The sequence below is a fragment of the Hungatella sp. SL.1.14 genome (genome assembly GCF_024460495.1).
Classification (GTDB): domain Bacteria; phylum Bacillota; class Clostridia; order Lachnospirales; family Lachnospiraceae; genus Hungatella; species Hungatella hathewayi.
Map to the genome: position 1 here is coordinate 1 of NZ_JANFYJ010000432.1, position 295 is coordinate 295.

General features: G+C 53.9%; 1 protein-coding gene. It reads right to left on the bottom strand.

Translation table 11 applies throughout. From position 1 onward, the window contains the following. A partial coding sequence (locus NE473_RS31705; RefSeq protein WP_256265689.1) for a DNA topoisomerase occupies nucleotides 1-295 on the bottom strand: 295 nt, incomplete at both ends.

Here is a 295-nt window from a genome sequence, read left to right on the forward strand (position 1 = left end):
AGACGTCCCGCCAGCTTCCGGTACGGACCCACGCCGCAGGCCTCCAGACGTTCCTTGATTGACGGCACAATATCCGAGCTTAAATACCTGGAATCCGTTCTCGGATACGTCAGAACCTTATGGTTCTCATAAAGCCTCTGCATGATATTCAGCGTTTCCTTCGCCGAGTAATTAAACTTGCGGTTTGCTTCCCGCTGTAGTTCTGTCAGATCAGAGAGCTGCGGCGCGTACGTCTTCTTGGGAATGCGCTTCACCTCGGTGACAAGCCCCTGTCCACTGCCGGCCTTGATCTTCT